The following is a 15,016-nucleotide window of genomic DNA, read 5'->3' as shown; positions in this document are numbered from 1 at the left end:
TTACTCAATGAACAGCGACTCGACAACGTTAATCCAGCCGTGCTCGCTGGCAACCTCTTTGCCATTCAGCCAGCGGCGCAGCATGTTCAGCGCCATCATGGCGCAAACCTCCTGACGCACCGCCAGGCTGTGGCGGGTGATGCTCATTTTTACCCGCAGGGCCCAGGTGCCTTCCGGCGTCGCCAGCGCGAAGTTAAGGTATTCCTCGTCCAGCCCCCCGACGAACAGCGCCAGACCGGCAAAATGCTTCACCCTTCTCTCGGAAGCCCAGCGGGCGGTTTGCGCCAGGGTCTCCTGCTGGAAAGGCACCACTTCGCTGGCCAGCAGCGGCGCGTTGACGCGCGACAGCTGCAGCGCCAGCAGGCCACCGGTGAACTGCTCGCTTAAGGTCACGCTCAGCTGACGCGACTGCAGATGCGTCGCAATCTGCGCGGGCAGCCCTTCCGTCCCTTCAAAGATCAGGCTTTCGCCAGCCACGCGCTGCACCTCGGGCCACAGGGCCAGCATCGCCTCTTTCTGCTCGGCCGGGCCTGTCAGCTTGAGTTCAATGATCGGCATGGAGGAGCGGTAGCCCATGGAGACGCCCGGCGGCAGCGGGAGAGGGTCAAGGCTCTGGGCCAGATCGCTTTCCGAGCGGCCAAAGGTGGTCAGACGCAGGCACAGCGGCGGTTCAGGCAGGGTAAAACGATCGCGAAGGCGCGGCAGGATCTGCTGCTCGACCATCACTTTAAATTCTGAGGGCACGCCCGGCGTAAAGAACATCAGGCAGCGGTTCAGCTGCATGGCAAACCCGCACGCGGTACCCACCGGGTTATCGACCAGCTCGGCGCTGGCGGGAATTTCAGCCTGTTTGCGGTTGCTGGGGGCCATGACGCGGCCACGTTCGGAGAAAAAGCGCTCCATCTGCGAAAGCCACGCCTCGTGCAGCACCAGCCCTTCGCCTTTTGCGGTCGCGGCGGCCAGCGCGCTGAGATCGTCACCGGTGGGGCCGAGTCCGCCATTCACAATCAGCACGTCGCAGTGTTCGCTGCGCTCGCGCAGAATAGCGACCAGCGACTCAAGATTGTCGCCCACCGTATTGCGGCGCGTTAACGGTAATCCTTGCTCAAAGAAAAGATCGGCAAGCCAGGCAGCATTGGTATCAATAATTTGTCCATGCAGCACTTCGTCGCCGGTGGATAACATCTCCACGTTAATCATTATGTTCTCCCGCTTATTTGGTCAAAACACTATAGCGCAAACGCGGGGTGGAGAAGAGAGAAACTGGCGCGACAGAACGCCGCGCCGGAGTGATTAGAAGCCTGCGCTGACGCCCACGTACGGGCCGTCGGCCAGCGCGTTGTCGCGGTTGCCGTCTTTGCCGGCCAGGTTCAGATAGCGATAGCCCGCTTCGATGGTAATCGGACGCATGATGGTCCAGCGCGCGCCGGCGTTGGCCTCTTCATAGCTTTCGATACCGCTTGAGAGGGAGTCCGGCGAATAGTAGTACTCACCAAACAGGCCGAAGCTGTCGCCAATTTTCCACTGCAGGCCGCCGCCCACTGCCGCCGCGTACCCTTCGTCACCGTCATTTGGGTTGGTATAGATACCTTTACCGCCGACGGTGGCCAGGAACGGGCCAAGAGGAACGTTCAGACCCAGGCCGAGGCTCGCCGCGTCGCCGTCGTCATCGTTATGCGTCCAGCCGCCGGTCATCGCCAGACCGGAAGTCTCGGTACCCATGCCAAAGCCCAGGTGGGTATAATCCTGACCCGCCGAGCCGTTAATGCTGATGGCGTTAGCCGCCGCAGATACAACCATCAGGCCGAAGCCCACTAATGCCACTTTTTTCATTGTCGTGATCCCGCACAATTATTATAAAGAAGTCCCAAAACCGCGAGATTTTAACCGGAGTCTCCCGGGGATCAAGCACTCTGCGTGCGGCAGGTCAGTAGATTGTAATTATTTGAAACGGCTATTATCCCTTCAGCGAGGCGTTCACCCACTGCTGCAACGCGCGGCGCGAGACTTTAATCCCGCCATTTTTGAGTTCGGTCGGCAACAGCAGCCAGCGGACGGGTTGCTCAAAACGCGCCACCTTATCCCTGATCCAGTCAGGTAAACAGCTGATATCCGTTCCCGGTTCGCACTCCACCACCGCCACCGGACGCTGTCCAAACTCGGCGTCGTCCAGCGGGACGATAAACACCTGGTTAATCTGCGGATGGCGGGCGATAACACGCTCAAGGCTCTCCGGCTGGATCCCTTCTCCGCCGCTAAAAAAGAGGTTATCCATGCGGCCGAGGATCGTCAGGCGGCCGTCATGCCATTCACCGCGATCGCGGGTGGCGAACCATCCCTGCGCGTTGGTCAGCGGAACCAATTCGCCGTCCCGCCAGTAGCCTGAGGCCATACTCTCTGCCCGGATCCAGACCTCACCGTTAACTACCTGCACCTCTCTGCCCGGCAGCGCATAGCCTACGTCCGGCTCGCCGTCCGCCGCTTTTGCGCAGACGGTAGAGGCAAACTCGGTCAGGCCGTAGCCGCAGAAGGTGCGAATTCCCTGCTCGCGCGCCTGCTGCGTCAACTCCACAGGGATGGCGGCACCGCCCAGCAGCACCGCTTTCAGTGTGACAGGCTGACGGGTATTAAGCAGACGCCAGAGCTGGGTCGGCACCAGCGAGGCGTGGGTACAGTCGCGCAAAGCCTGCGCCAGCGGCTGTTTCTCGCGCACGGTTAACCGCGCGCCGGCCTGCAGCCAGCGCCATAAAATCCCCTGGCCGGAAACGTGAAACAGCGGCAGCGAAAGCAGCCAGTCGTCGTCTTCGCCGTAGGGCATCAGCGCCAGCACTCCGCGCGCGCTGGCGAGATGGGCGTCGCAGGTATGCACCGCCGCTTTCGGCAGCCCGGTGGAGCCGGAGGTTAGCGTCATAGACGCCAGCCGCGCCGGTTGCCACGCAACGCGATATTCCCCCGCGCGCTCGCGCATGCTCAGGGCAGGAAGACCGTCAAAGGTACCGTCCAGCACCAGCGCAAAGCGCAGCGTCATCTGCGGGAGCAACACGTCCAGCAGCGGGCGAGGCAGCTGCGGATTAACGGGAAGAATACGCGCCCCGCACTGGAGCAGGGCCAGCCACGCAAGCAGAGTTTGCGGGTGGTTATGGGCCAGCAGCAGAACGCCGTCGCCCTCCTCCACGCCCTGCAGATGAAACTCTGCCGCAAGGCGGTCGACGCGGGCGCACAGCTGTTGCCAGCTGAGCACCTCGTCGTTCAGCTTCAGGGCCGGTTTATCAGCAAACTGCGCGCGCCAGTGCCGCCACGGCCAGTCGGTAAAACTCATAACAACGGCTCCAGCGCCGTGACGTCGAGGCACGGCAGCGCGCTGTCCGGCCACGTGCGGATAAGCTGGGCCTGCATCAGGTTCAGCGTGTCGAGGCCGGGGATCGTATTCGGCGTTAGCCAGGCGGCAATGCGCGCCAGCTGGGTCAGCCCAAGGCTGGACTCAATCGACGAGCTGATGACCGCCGTCAGCCCCGAGGCGTGCGCCGCCGCGACCTGCTCGCGCACCTTCGCCAGGCTGCCGGTCAGCGTCGGCTTAATCACCACCGCGCTGACGCCGGGCTCGGCGATAAATTCAAAATCGTCCTCACGCAGGCTTTCATCCCAGGCGATGGCAATCCCCGTTTCGCGGGCAAACGCGCGCGAGTCATCGCGGGTTTTGCACGGCTCTTCCAGGAAAGCAATGCGGCTGCGGTACGCCGGGTTGACGTACTTTGCAAACTGCTGCGCCTTGAGCGGCGTCCAGGCGCGGTTAGCATCCAGACGCAGATGAAGGTCGGGGATCGCCTCCAGCAGCAGGTTAGCGACCATGCCGTCGCGCACCGCTTCGTAGAGGCCGACTTTAATTTTCGCCACTTTCTCGCCCGGCATGGCGGAAAGTAGCGCGAACAGCTCGTCAGGATCGCCCGTACAGAGCGGTGCCGCGCGGTAGTTGGCCTCTTCAGGCAGGCTGTCGTCCAGCTCCGCCAGCGCGCAGCTGATGCCAAAAGCCGCGGAAGGTACGTCCGGCAGCGCCGGATCCGCGCCCTCACGCCACGCGTCTGCCCACGCCAGCAATGCTGACTGCGCGTCATCCAGCGACTCCAGGCTAAAGCCCGGCAGCGGTGAAATCTCGCCCCAGCCTTCCCGCTCGTCCTGCTGCAGATGCACGAAGAAGCCATCACGGGTTTTTAACCGCCGTTCACGCAGCACCACGCCCGCGTCCATCGGTATCTGCCAGCGGTAAACCTGCGCGCGACGCATTACGGATTCCGTTTGTATTTGCTGAAGTCCGGCTGGCGTTTTTCGTTAAACGCGTTGCGCCCTTCCTGACCCTCTTCGGTCATGTAGAACAGCATGGTGGCGTTACCCGCCAGCTCCTGCAGACCCGCCTGACCGTCACAGTCGGCATTGAGTGCCGCTTTCAGGCAGCGCAGCGCCATTGGGCTGTTTTGCAGCATTTCACGGCACCAGCGCACGGTCTCTTTTTCGAGATCGGCAAGCGGCACCACGGTATTCACCAGGCCCATATCCAGCGCTTCCTGGGCGTTGTACTGACGGCAAAGGAACCAAATTTCGCGGGCTTTTTTCTGCCCGACGATGCGCGCCATATAGGAGGCACCCCAGCCGCCGTCGAAGGAGCCCACTTTCGGGCCGGTCTGGCCGAAGATGGCGTTCTCGGCGGCAATGGTCAGATCGCACATCATGTGCAGCACGTGACCACCGCCGATGGAGTAGCCCGCCACCATCGCCACCACCGGTTTTGGACAGGTGCGGATCTGGCGCTGGAAATCGAGGACGTTCAGGTGGTGGGTACCCGCATCGTCCTGGTATCCGCCGTAGTCGCCGCGCACTTTCTGATCGCCGCCGGAGCAGAACGCTTTATCGCCTTCGCCGGTCAGGACAATCACGCCGATGTTGTCGTCATAGCGCGCATCCGCCAGGGCCTGAATCATCTCTTTCACGGTCAGCGGACGGAAGGCGTTACGCACCTGCGGACGATTGATGGTGATTTTGGCAATGCCGTCGGTGGATTTGTGGTAACGAATGTCGGTGTAGCCTTCGGAGCAGTCCTGCCATTCAACCGGGGCGTAAAGCATGTTTTCATCAGGGTAGATCATAGAGTGTCCTTTATTCGATAACACAGTATCTGAGCCAGACTCGCGATAACCGCATCGGGGTTTTCCCGGTGGGCATTGTGTCCGGCGTCTGGAATGGCATGGCGAACGGCGTTCACTTCCGCGGCAAGGGCCGCGAACTTCTCATCCCGTTCGCCATAGAGATAGTCAAAAGAGAAATCACGTGCGCTAAGCGCGGCACGCAAATCTGGCTGCACGGCCAGCGAGGTCGCCTCGAGCATCATCGCCAGCGTCGCGCCGTTGTTCTGGCTGCGCAGGGTAATCAGCGCCTCGCGCTGGGCGTCCGTGAGGGAGGCGAACACGGGCTGTTGGTACCAGTCAGCGAACACCTTCTCCAGTGGTTCGGTGCGAAAACGCGTTGCCCAGCGGCGGTCGGACGCCAGCCGCGCACTTCGCGCCTCGGCATCCTGCAGGCCCGGATGCCCACCTTCAACAATCACCCCGAGCGGCCCCTTCGGCTGCTGGCAGGCATGGAACATCGCAATGCGGCCGCCGAGGGAGTACCCGATGAGCCAGAATTTAAGTATGTTGTAACTAAGCAGAGTTTGAGTGAGCAACGTGCTCATCTCGTCAAACCCCGTCACGCCCAGATTCCGGGATCCACCGTGACCCGGCAGATCCAGATAGAGCCGGGGATAATCGTCGAGCCCTTCACCGACCCTCTGCCACTCGCGGCAATCTCCAGAAAAACCGTGCAAAAAGACCAGCCAGGGATAGCCTGTCTTACCGGCCTGCTGCACGCCCGAGAGGATCACAGCTGGCTCACCTGCGCCAGCAGGCTTTGCAGGGCCTGCGCACCGTCAGCCTCGTTCACCACCAGCTCAACCAGCGTCGCGCCCGGCTGTTTCCAGGCGCTGCTTAACGCCGCGTCCAGCTGTTCCCAGCTTTCCGGGCGATGGTATTTCAGGCTAAACATCGCCGCGGCGTGTTCGAACTGCACGTTCTGCGGCATCAGATAGAAGCGCTCGCGCTCGCTCTGGGGCGTTGGCAACAGGGAGAAAATCTGCCCGCCGTTGTTGTTGACCACAATCAGCACAAACGGGGCTGACGCCTGACGCAGCAGCGCCAGCGCGTTGAGATCGTAGAGCGCGGAGAGATCGCCCACGATCGCCAGCGTCGATTTCGCGCTGGCGCGCTGCACGCCCGCCGCCGTCGAGATCAGCCCGTCGATGCCGCTGGCGCCGCGGTTGCTGTACACCGGGTAGCCCGCGGGCAACTTCGAGAAAGCGTCAATCAGCCGCACGACCAGGCTGTTGCCGACAAACAGCTGCCCCTGTTCAGGCAGGTACTGACGAATGCGGTGCGCCAGCCCGGCTTCGCTAAACGCTTCACAGTGCGCTTTGGTCAGTTCCCACGCCTGGCGCGAAAGGTCCGGTATAGCCACCGCCCAGGGCTTGCGTTTTTCAGCCGGATGAAGCGTCAGCCAGGCGTCGATGCTGCTGACCAGACGACGGCCGCGGTGGTGCGCCGGGTCAAGCCGTCCTTCCAGCGAATCCACCAGCCAGTACTCTTCCAGCGTGCAGGTGGCCTGCCACTGCAGTAACCGTTTGCCGGTTAAACTCGATCCAAGCTGGACCACAATCTGCGCCTGCGCAAGCTCGGTGACCGCTTTCGCGTTACCCAGCCAGAGATCGGCGCACGGCAGCGGCTGCCCGGTCTGGGAAAGTACGTCGCCAATCAGCGGCCAGCCAAGGGTTTGCGCCCATTCGGCAACCAGCTTGCCTTCGGCGGTGCTCATGCGCCCGGCAATCACCACACCGCGCTTCTGCCGCCAGAAGAACCAGTCGCGCTGTTTCGCGCTCTCAAGATGCATCTGCTCGCGCAGCCACGGTTTTTCACTCTGCCACCAGTCGCCGAGGGACTGCTGCCAGTCAAGACCCGTGTCGTCCAGCTCGCCGTACAGCGGCTCGGCAAACGGGCAGTTGATATGCAACGCCCCGCTGCGCAACGTCTCCATGGCGTGATCGACGGTGGAGACCAGCCAGCTTGCCGGAATATCCTGGGTGGGACGCGGTAACGAAATCGTCTGCGAAGGATGCGAAGAAAAGAGCCCCGGCTGGCGAATGGCCTGATTGGCACCGCAGTCGATAAGCTCAGGGGGACGATCGGCCGTCAGTAAGATCAGTCTTTCACCCGTTAACCCGGCTTCAATCAGGGCCGGATAAAGATTCGCCACGGCGGTACCGGAGGTGACGATCACCGCCACAGGTTCTTTGCTGACTTTCGCCAGACCCAGCGCAAGATGCCCGAGGCCGCGTTCATCAAAGTGGGTATGGTGAATTAACGCCCGGTTTTCTGCGGCCGCGAGCGTTAGCGGCGTTGAGCGAGAACCCGGTGCAATACACACGTGCCTGACGCCATGGCGCGTCAGGGCTTCAAGGATCACCGCCGCCCAGCGTCGGTTAAAAGAACTTACTGACATGAGATTGTCCGGTATCAAGAATGCGACACAGTATAAATAATAGAAAAAATTGGAATTTTGATATGAATCGGGATTGCGCGAATCTGTATTAATCCCTTAGGAGCAGAGAGCGCAATCCGGCGGCTTTGTTTTCGATCTCCTGCCACTCCTGCTCCGGGTCAGATCCGCTGACAATACCGGCACCGGCGTAGAGCCGCAGGGAGTCCTCCTGAACGCGCGCGGAGCGCAGCGCCACGCAGAACTCACTCTGTTCGGGGGATAAATACCCGGCCGAACCGGCGTACCACTCGCGGTTAAAGGGTTCAACCTTCTGGATAAACTCGCGCGCGGGCTGTCGGGGTAATCCGGCAACGGCCGCGGTCGGCTGCAACATGAGCAGACACTGCTCGTCGTCGGCCTGTTTGAGCTCGGTCCAGATACAGCGGCGCAAATGCTGCACTTTACGCAGGCGTACCACCTGGGGGGGCAGTACCTCAAGCGTCTGCGTAGAGTGCTGAAGACGCTGGCAGATATCTTCCACCACCAGCATATTTTCGCGCTGGTTTTTATCGTCGTTCAGCAGCCACTCGCCGAGACGCTGCGCCTGGCTATCATCGCTATGGCTGGCAACGGTGCCCGCCAGCGCTTCCGTGCGCAGCAGCTTGCCGCGCCGCCGCCAGAGACGCTCGGGGGTCGAGCCGAGAAAAGCGTTGCGGGCGTCGAATACCATGCAGAAATGATAGCAATGTAAATTGAGGGCGCGGCTGGCGGCCATCAGTGCGATAGGGTTAACGCGCTGCGTGAACTGCAGATCGGTTGCCCGGGCGAGCACCACTTTTTCAAAATCACCACGCGCGATGGTCTCCGTCGCCCTGCGGATTAGTCTCAGCCATTCGGCCTGCTGCGGCTGATGGGTTTCGTGCTCAACCCGCACGGAGAGCGGACGGATAGATCTCGCAGGACGGAGCTGCTGTAAAAAATCCAGCGCGGCGCGGGCATCCTCCTGAAGCGAGCGGTTGCTCCACAGCTGCAGACGCAGCGTAGCGGTGCCGGCGGTGCGTCGCCAGAGCAGTCGCGGTAAAAAGAGGCTGCCCTGTTCGGGATTAAAGGCGTTCAGGCCGCAGATGCGGGTATCACCTGCCGCGTTTTGCGCGCGCAAAAACTGCGAGGCTAATGCCAGAGAGGAAAATTGGGTGACCGCCCCCAGCGCGGCCAGCTCTTCATCGCCGTTACGCTGCTGCCAGTAAAACTGCGGATAACACTGCTGCTCGCCCAGCCAGGCGAGGGGATCGAAGGCGTCGTTTAACGGGAAAGAGACGTCGAAATGACGTATGCCGGGTGCTGCGGGTAACGCTTGCGAAAGCTGGGTACGCAGTTGCTCCAGCGCGAGGAAAATCGAATTCACGCGAACCTCTCCCTGTTAAAACGTCATATTATACGGGGTACTGGCCATAAATAGCAGTACCCACGTATAGGGAGTGGTTAAGCGGCTTAACGACGGGCTAACAGCAGCCCCAGCACCAGCCCCACGGCAGCACCCACCCCAATACCCTGCCACGGTTTTTCATGAACGTAATCATCGGCACGGTACACCGCTTTTTTGGCACGGTAGTAGTAAGTATCTGAGGCATGGCTGACGCGGTTTTTCACTTCATGCAGCGCCTGCTCGGCGCGGGCTTTTAGCTCAATATATTTCTGATCGGCAGGGTCGCCAGAGGAACGTAACACCTCTTCCAGCGTTTCGCTCAGCAAGGCCAGGTCGTCGTCGATACGGGTATCCCAGGATTGAAATGACATATTTTTCTCCATGTTAGTACACCAGTCCGCTAACTATAGCCAACGACTCGCCATTACGCCTGCTTCGTTTCCCGCGCCATGCCGATATGCGGAATACCATCTTCATCGTATACCTCCGTTACCGGCGTAAAACCAAAATGGCCGTAGAAGGACTGCAGGTGCGCCTGCGCGCCCAGGTATAACGCCTTGTCCGGCCACTGTTTCCGGCACGCCTCCAGCGTTTTTTCCATCAGCTGATAGCCCAGCTTTTCACCGCGCGCCTTGCCGCTGATGATGACGCGGCCAATGACGACAGGCTCAAAATCGTCTTCGCTTTTCAGAATCCTCGCATACGCCACCAGCTCGTTATCCCGCCAGCCGAGGATATGGCGGTTCTCACCGATAAGGTCATCCCCATCGATGTCCTGATACGGGCAGGTCTGTTCTACAACAAACACTTCACAGCGCAGCTTCAGCAGTGCATAAAGTGAATGAACGGTGAGTTCGCTATGATGTAAATCTTGCCACTGGATCATGTCAGTCTCCTTCCTGGGGTTCATCACGTTATACTAAACCCCTCCCCGTTCGGCAAAGGGCTGATTGCGTTATGGAACTGATTTTTCTGGGTACGTCCGCTGGCGTGCCAACCCGCTCACGAAACGTGACGGCGATCCTGCTGGATCTTAAGCATCCCACCCGCGGCGGGCTGTGGCTGTTTGACTGTGGTGAAGGGACGCAGCATCAGCTGTTACACACCGCTTACCACCCCGGCAAGCTGGATAAAATTTTTATCACCCATCTGCATGGCGACCACCTGTTTGGCCTTCCCGGCCTTCTGTGCAGCCGCTCGATGGCCGGTAACGCCAACCCGCTGACGATTTACGGGCCAGCGGGTATTCGTGAATTTGTTGAAACTACGCTACGCCTGAGCGGGTCATGGACCGATTATCCGCTGGAGGTCGTTGAGATTGCCGAAGGGCTGGTATTCGATGACGAGGATTATCGGGTTACTGCTCAACCGCTCAATCATCCTGTGGAGTGCTATGGCTACCGTATTGATGCGCATGATAAACCCGGCGCGCTGGATGCCGCCGCGCTGATGGCCGACGGCGTAAAACCCGGGCCGCTGTTCCAGCGTCTTAAGCACGGAGAGACCGTCACGCTGGAGGACGGACGAGTCATTAACGGCCAGGATTATCTCGCCGCACCGCAGCCCGGCAAAAAGCTGGCGATTTTTGGCGATACGGCCCCATGCCCGGCAGCGCTCACGCTGGCTCAGGGCGTGGACGTGATGGTGCATGAAGCGACGCTTGAAACGGCGATGGAAGAGAAAGCCAACGGCCGGGGCCATAGCTCCACGCGACAGGCGGCACAGCTTGCCCGTGACGCGGGCGTCGGGCGGCTCATCGTCACTCATGTCAGCTCGCGCTACGACGCGCGGGGCTGCGAAAAGCTGCTGGCAGAGTGCCGCGCGCTGTTCCCGGAATGTGAGCTGGCCGAAGATTTCGCTCAGGTTAGCGTTTAGTCCTTCATTTTTCCCTCAGGATGCCGATAACGATTAAAAGGTCAGCATTTCTCTCGAGGGTAGAATGGATAATTTCCAGAAAGATATTGATGACAGGGCGAATCTGACCCTGTCGAACCGTTTTGAACTGTTGCTGTTCCGTCTTGGCACCTCTCTGAACGAAAATAAATCTGAGCTGTTTGGCATTAACGTCTTTAAGCTGCGTGAAATTGTGCCGATGCCGGAGTTCACGAAACCCGCCGGGATGAAATCGCCGCTGATGGGAATGGTGAATATTCGCGATCAGGTGATCCCGGTGATTGACCTGGCCGCCGTGGCGGGCTGTAAGCCCACTACCGGGCTGAACATCCTGCTGATCACCGAATATGCGCGCAGCGTGCAGGCGTTTGCCGTGGAATCGGTTGAGAACATCATGCGTCTGGACTGGAAGCAGGTGCATGCGGCGGAAACCGCCGTCAGCGGTCGCTACATCACCAGCATTGCGTGTCTTGACGAGAAGACCGATACCAACGATCTGGCGATGGTGCTGGACGTTGAGCAGATCCTGTATGACATCACCCCGGCCAATCACGATCTGCACGCCACGAATCTAAAGACCACCAAATTCCATATCAAGCCAGGCGCTGTCGCTATCGTTGCAGAAGATTCCAAGGTGGCGCGCTCGATGCTGGAGAAAGGTCTGCAGGCGATGGAGATCCCCGCGCAGCTGCATATCACCGGCAAAGACGCGTGGGAGAAAATTGGCGTGCTGGCCGCACAGGCGCAGGCTGAAGGAGTTCCCATCACCGATAAGATCGCTCTGGTGCTGACCGACCTCGAAATGCCTGAGATGGACGGTTTTACGCTCACGCGCAAAATCAAAACCGACCCGGTATTGAAGGACATTCCGGTAGTGATCCACTCTTCCCTTTCCGGCAACGCCAACGAAGACCACATTCGCAAGGTGAAGGCCGACGGGTACGTCGCGAAGTTTGAGCTGAACGAGCTGTCGTCGGTGATTGAGGAAGTGCTGGACCGCTCGATGAAGAAGATTGCCGGGCCGTTGATTAGCCGCAAGCAGCTGGCTTAAGCATGGTGCGGGCTGGTGCCCTCACCCCGGCCCTCTCCTACTGGGAGAGGGAGAAAACCATAAAAAAACCCGCCGAGGCGGGTTTTTTGTTTTTACATCAGCGGCATCGCTCGCTGCACGATATCAATCAGCGGCTGCGGATAGATACCGAAGATCAGCACCAGCAGTGCGGAGATAAGCACGACGATACCACCGGCGCTGTACTGCCAGTTGGTTGGGGCATCACGGTTGAGCTGCTGAGGCGCGCTCAGGTACAGGCTCACGGCCACGCGCAGGTAGTAGTAGAGACCAATCGCGGAGCCGATAACCACGCCCGCGGTCAGCCACCACAGGTGCGCCTGCACACCGACGGCCAGCACGTAGAACTTACCGATGAAGCCAAGCGTCATCGGGATACCTGCCAGAGAGAGCATCATCACGGTCATTACCGCGGACAGGATCGGACGGTGCCAGAACAGACCACGGTAGGAGAACAGTGAATCGGCATCCGGGCCACGGTACGGGCTGGACATCAGGCTCACCACGCCGAAGGCGCCGAGACTGCTGAACAGGTAACCGGCCAGATACACGCCTACGGTTTCCATCGACATCTCGCCGCTCTGCAGCGCAATCAGCGCCACCATCAGGTAGCCCAGATGAGAGATAGACGAGTAGCCCAGCAGACGCTTGATGTTGGTCTGGCTCAGCGCCATCAGGTTACCGAAGATGATGGATACGAACGCGATAATGCCGAGCACAACGCGAACCGCTTCGCTGTCACCCACAGGCGCGTACAGGAACAGACGCATGACCACACCGAAGATAGCGATCTTGCTCGCCGTCGCCAGGAAGGTCGACACCGGAGCCGGGGCGCCCTGGTATACGTCTGGCGTCCACAGGTGGAACGGCACCAGAGAGAGTTTGAAGCCGAGGCCAACAATCATCATGCCCAGACCCGCCAGCAGCAGCGGCTCATGCAGCATGCCGTCACCGAGGCTCTTGCCGAGCGCCATAAAGGAGAGGTTACCGGACTGTGCGTACAGCAGCGCAATACCAAACAGCAGGAAGGACGATGCAGCAGCAGACAGAATGGTGTACTTGATACTCGCTTCCAGTGAGCGCTTCTGACGGAAGGCGTAACCAATCAGGCCGAACAGCGGCAGAGAGATCAGCTCAATACCGAGGAACAGCGCGGCCAGGTGGTTCGCATTCGCCAGCAGAATGCCGCCCAGCGCGGCAATCAGAACCAGCAGGTAAAACTCTTCTTTGTTGTCGTTGTAGCCTTCGAGCCACGGGTACGCAAAGGTACAGGTTGCCAGGCTCGCCAGCAGCACCAGACCGGTATACAGCATGGCGTAACCGTCAACGCGCATCAGCGGGGTGACGTCCATCGCCCCACCCTGGCCAACAAACCAGAGAGAGACTAACGCGGCGTTCAGGCCGATGACCGACAGCGTGGCATTCAGGAAGTGATTGCGTCGCCACGCAATGGAGAGCATCACAACCACCACCGTCAATCCGACGATCAGCAGCGGTAGCAGCGCGATCAGTTGTTGTGGAGTTATTGTCATGGCGAATTACGGCCTTGTAGTAGAAGCAGAATTAACAAACCACTGCTGGATGTTGCCCATCGCGCTATGCGAGGTATCCAGAATCGGCTGCGGGAAGAAGCCCAGCAGCACCAGCAGTACGACCAGCAGCAAGATGATGAACAGCTCACGCAGCGACATCCCCGGCAGTTCTTGTGCAGCAATTTCGCTCTTCGCTTTACCGAAGTAGGCGCGGTGCAGCATCGCCAGCGAGTACACGGAAGCGAACACCAGACCAAAGGTGGAGATCACGGTAATCACCGGTACCACTTTGAAGCTGCCGAACAGAATCATAAATTCGCCGACGAAGTTACCGGTACCCGGCATCCCCAGGGTAGCCACCGCGAAGAACATGGACAGCGCTGGCAGCCATTTAATTTTGCTCCACAGGCCGCCCATCATGCGCATGTCGCGGGTATGCAGACGCTCGTACAGCTGACCGCACAGGATGAAGAGGCCGGCTGCGGACAGACCGTGCGCAATCATCTGGATCACCGCGCCCTGGTACGCCAGCTGGCTGCCGGTGTAGATAGCAATCAGCACGAAGCCCATGTGGGAAACGGAGGTGTAGGCAATCAGACGCTTGATGTCGTACTGCGTGAAGGCCATCCAGGCACCGTAGAAGATACCGATCACACCCAGCCACATGGCAATCGGTGCGAACTCTGCGGAGGCATTCGGGAACAGCGGCAGTGCGAAACGCAGCAGACCATAGGCGGCCGTTTTCAGCAAGATGCCCGCCAGGTCAACGGAACCCGCCGTTGGTGCCTGAGAGTGCGCGTCTGGCAGCCAGCCGTGCAGCGGAACGACCGGCATTTTCACCGCGAACGCGATGAAGAAGCCCAGCATCAGCAGGTATTCAACGCCGTGGGACATTGGCGTCTTCAGCAGATCTTCGTAGTTGAAGGTCCAGGTGCCGGTCGCGTTGTGGTGAACAAACACCAGCGCCAGAATGGCAATCAACATCACCAGACCACTCGCCTGGGTATAGATGAAGAACTTGGTTGCCGCCGTGATACGCGTTTTACCGTCGGACGCCTTGTGGCCCCACAGCGCGATCAGGAAGTACATCGGCACCAGCATCATCTCCCAGAAGAAGAAGAACAGGAACATGTCGATGGCAAGGAACACGCCGATCACGCCGCCCAGGATCCACATCAGGTTCAGGTGGAAGAAGCCCTGGTATTTTTCGATTTCTCGCCAGGAGCAAAGTACCGCCAGAACGCCGAGCAGACCGGTCAGCACCACCATCAGTAGCGACAGACCGTCAATCGCCAGGTGGATCGTAATGCCGAAACGCGGGATCCACGGCAGGATGAACTCAGACTGCCACTGCGGAATGCCCGCAGACTGGGTCAGTGAGTAACCGCCCTGCAACCACAGTTGCAGGCCAAGCGCGAGCGTCAATCCCATGGTGATCAGCGCGATCCAGCGCGGCATCTTCACGCCAAAGCGTTCAGTCTGCCAGCACAGGAAGCCGCCGATGAAGGGAATTAATATTAGCCAGGGTAGTAACATGGC

14 protein-coding genes are annotated in these 15,016 nt (G+C 59.8%); 2 read left to right on the top strand and 12 right to left on the bottom strand.

Annotation, left to right across the window (positions count from 1 at the left end):
• The 10 genes from AC1VYI_RS08725 to AC1VYI_RS08680 form a co-directional block, all read right to left on the bottom strand.
• Window positions 1-1,200 (bottom strand): nicotinamide mononucleotide deamidase-related protein YfaY, encoded by a 1,200-nt coding sequence (locus AC1VYI_RS08725; protein WP_029740926.1) that lies wholly within the window; start codon window positions 1,198-1,200, stop codon window positions 1-3.
• A gap of 93 nt (window positions 1,201-1,293) precedes the next feature.
• Window positions 1,294-1,833, bottom strand: coding sequence for a YfaZ family outer membrane protein (locus AC1VYI_RS08720; RefSeq protein WP_029740927.1), 540 nt, complete (start codon window positions 1,831-1,833; stop codon window positions 1,294-1,296).
• Between the two features lie 124 nt (window positions 1,834-1,957).
• Window positions 1,958-3,319 carry an o-succinylbenzoate--CoA ligase gene (menE, locus tag AC1VYI_RS08715; RefSeq protein ID WP_134867340.1) on the bottom strand — a complete coding sequence of 454 codons (1,362 nt, stop codon included), beginning with the start codon at window positions 3,317-3,319 and terminating at the stop codon, window positions 1,958-1,960.
• Window positions 3,316-4,281: an o-succinylbenzoate synthase gene (menC, locus tag AC1VYI_RS08710; RefSeq protein WP_134867339.1), complete on the bottom strand. Its 966-nt coding sequence runs from the start codon at window positions 4,279-4,281 to the stop codon at window positions 3,316-3,318. The genes menE and menC overlap by 4 nt, the downstream gene beginning before the upstream one ends.
• Window positions 4,281-5,138, bottom strand: coding sequence for a 1,4-dihydroxy-2-naphthoyl-CoA synthase (gene menB / locus AC1VYI_RS08705; protein ID WP_045402731.1), 858 nt, complete (start codon window positions 5,136-5,138; stop codon window positions 4,281-4,283). Before menB ends, menC begins: the two co-directional genes overlap by 1 nt.
• Window positions 5,135-5,911, bottom strand: a complete 777-nt coding sequence (menH, locus tag AC1VYI_RS08700) for a 2-succinyl-6-hydroxy-2,4-cyclohexadiene-1-carboxylate synthase (protein WP_134867338.1) — start codon at window positions 5,909-5,911, stop codon at window positions 5,135-5,137. The genes menB and menH overlap by 4 nt, the downstream gene beginning before the upstream one ends.
• Entirely contained in the window at window positions 5,908-7,578 is a 1,671-nt protein-coding gene (menD, locus tag AC1VYI_RS08695) for a 2-succinyl-5-enolpyruvyl-6-hydroxy-3-cyclohexene-1-carboxylic-acid synthase (RefSeq protein ID WP_134867337.1), read from the bottom strand. The genes menH and menD overlap by 4 nt, the downstream gene beginning before the upstream one ends.
• Window positions 7,579-7,666: 88 nt before the next feature.
• Window positions 7,667-8,962 carry an isochorismate synthase MenF gene (gene menF, locus AC1VYI_RS08690; protein WP_134867336.1) on the bottom strand — a complete coding sequence of 432 codons (1,296 nt, stop codon included), beginning with the start codon at window positions 8,960-8,962 and terminating at the stop codon, window positions 7,667-7,669.
• Window positions 8,963-9,048: 86 nt separating this feature from the next.
• Window positions 9,049-9,354 carry a stress response protein ElaB gene (gene elaB, locus AC1VYI_RS08685; RefSeq protein ID WP_008500219.1) on the bottom strand — a complete coding sequence of 102 codons (306 nt, stop codon included), beginning with the start codon at window positions 9,352-9,354 and terminating at the stop codon, window positions 9,049-9,051.
• Between the two features lie 53 nt (window positions 9,355-9,407).
• Entirely contained in the window at window positions 9,408-9,869 is a 462-nt protein-coding gene (locus AC1VYI_RS08680) for a GNAT family N-acetyltransferase (protein WP_134867335.1), read from the bottom strand.
• Window positions 9,870-9,940: 71 nt separating this feature from the next.
• Between AC1VYI_RS08680 and rbn the strand changes: the two genes are divergently transcribed.
• Window positions 9,941-10,858, top strand: a complete 918-nt coding sequence (gene rbn, locus AC1VYI_RS08675) for a ribonuclease BN (RefSeq protein WP_023312529.1) — start codon at window positions 9,941-9,943, stop codon at window positions 10,856-10,858.
• 64 nt (window positions 10,859-10,922) lie between these two features.
• Window positions 10,923-11,927, top strand: a complete 1,005-nt coding sequence (locus tag AC1VYI_RS08670; RefSeq protein WP_134867334.1) for a chemotaxis protein — start codon at window positions 10,923-10,925, stop codon at window positions 11,925-11,927.
• A gap of 92 nt (window positions 11,928-12,019) precedes the next feature.
• Here the strand turns inward: AC1VYI_RS08670 and nuoN are convergent, their stop codons facing one another.
• Together nuoN and nuoM are read right to left on the bottom strand one after the other, a co-directional pair.
• The gene (gene nuoN, locus AC1VYI_RS08665; protein ID WP_023312531.1) at window positions 12,020-13,477 is read right to left on the bottom strand and encodes an NADH-quinone oxidoreductase subunit NuoN; all 1,458 of its coding nucleotides are present in this window, start codon (window positions 13,475-13,477) and stop codon (window positions 12,020-12,022) included.
• Between the two features lie 6 nt (window positions 13,478-13,483).
• Window positions 13,484-15,013 (bottom strand): NADH-quinone oxidoreductase subunit M, encoded by a 1,530-nt coding sequence (nuoM, locus tag AC1VYI_RS08660; protein ID WP_023312532.1) that lies wholly within the window; start codon window positions 15,011-15,013, stop codon window positions 13,484-13,486.
• Window positions 15,014-15,016 lie beyond the last annotated feature (3 nt).

The sequence above is a fragment of the Enterobacter sp. QK-SA4 genome, assembly GCF_056856775.1.
Note: the sequence above shows the minus strand (reverse complement) of the source record. Positions and strands in the feature narration are given on the sequence as shown.

Excerpts from the sequence above, each read along its gene's own strand:
- menB (WP_045402731.1), bottom strand. The coding sequence starts at position 5,138 with ATGATCTACCCTGATGAAAACATGCTTTACGCCCCGGTTGAATGGCAG.
- nuoN (WP_023312531.1), bottom strand. The coding sequence starts at position 13,477 with ATGACAATAACTCCACAACAACTGATCGCGCTGCTACCGCTGCTGATC.
- AC1VYI_RS08680 (WP_134867335.1), bottom strand. The coding sequence starts at position 9,869 with ATGATCCAGTGGCAAGATTTACATCATAGCGAACTCACCGTTCATTCA.
- menC (WP_134867339.1), bottom strand. The coding sequence starts at position 4,281 with ATGCGTCGCGCGCAGGTTTACCGCTGGCAGATACCGATGGACGCGGGC.
- nuoM (WP_023312532.1), bottom strand. The coding sequence starts at position 15,013 with ATGTTACTACCCTGGCTAATATTAATTCCCTTCATCGGCGGCTTCCTG.
- menD (WP_134867337.1), bottom strand. The coding sequence starts at position 7,578 with ATGTCAGTAAGTTCTTTTAACCGACGCTGGGCGGCGGTGATCCTTGAA.
- menE (WP_134867340.1), bottom strand. The coding sequence starts at position 3,319 with ATGAGTTTTACCGACTGGCCGTGGCGGCACTGGCGCGCGCAGTTTGCT.
- elaB (WP_008500219.1), bottom strand. The coding sequence starts at position 9,354 with ATGTCATTTCAATCCTGGGATACCCGTATCGACGACGACCTGGCCTTG.
- AC1VYI_RS08720 (WP_029740927.1), bottom strand. The coding sequence starts at position 1,833 with ATGAAAAAAGTGGCATTAGTGGGCTTCGGCCTGATGGTTGTATCTGCG.
- rbn (WP_023312529.1), top strand. The coding sequence starts at position 9,941 with ATGGAACTGATTTTTCTGGGTACGTCCGCTGGCGTGCCAACCCGCTCA.
- AC1VYI_RS08670 (WP_134867334.1), top strand. The coding sequence starts at position 10,923 with ATGGATAATTTCCAGAAAGATATTGATGACAGGGCGAATCTGACCCTG.
- AC1VYI_RS08725 (WP_029740926.1), bottom strand. The coding sequence starts at position 1,200 with ATGATTAACGTGGAGATGTTATCCACCGGCGACGAAGTGCTGCATGGA.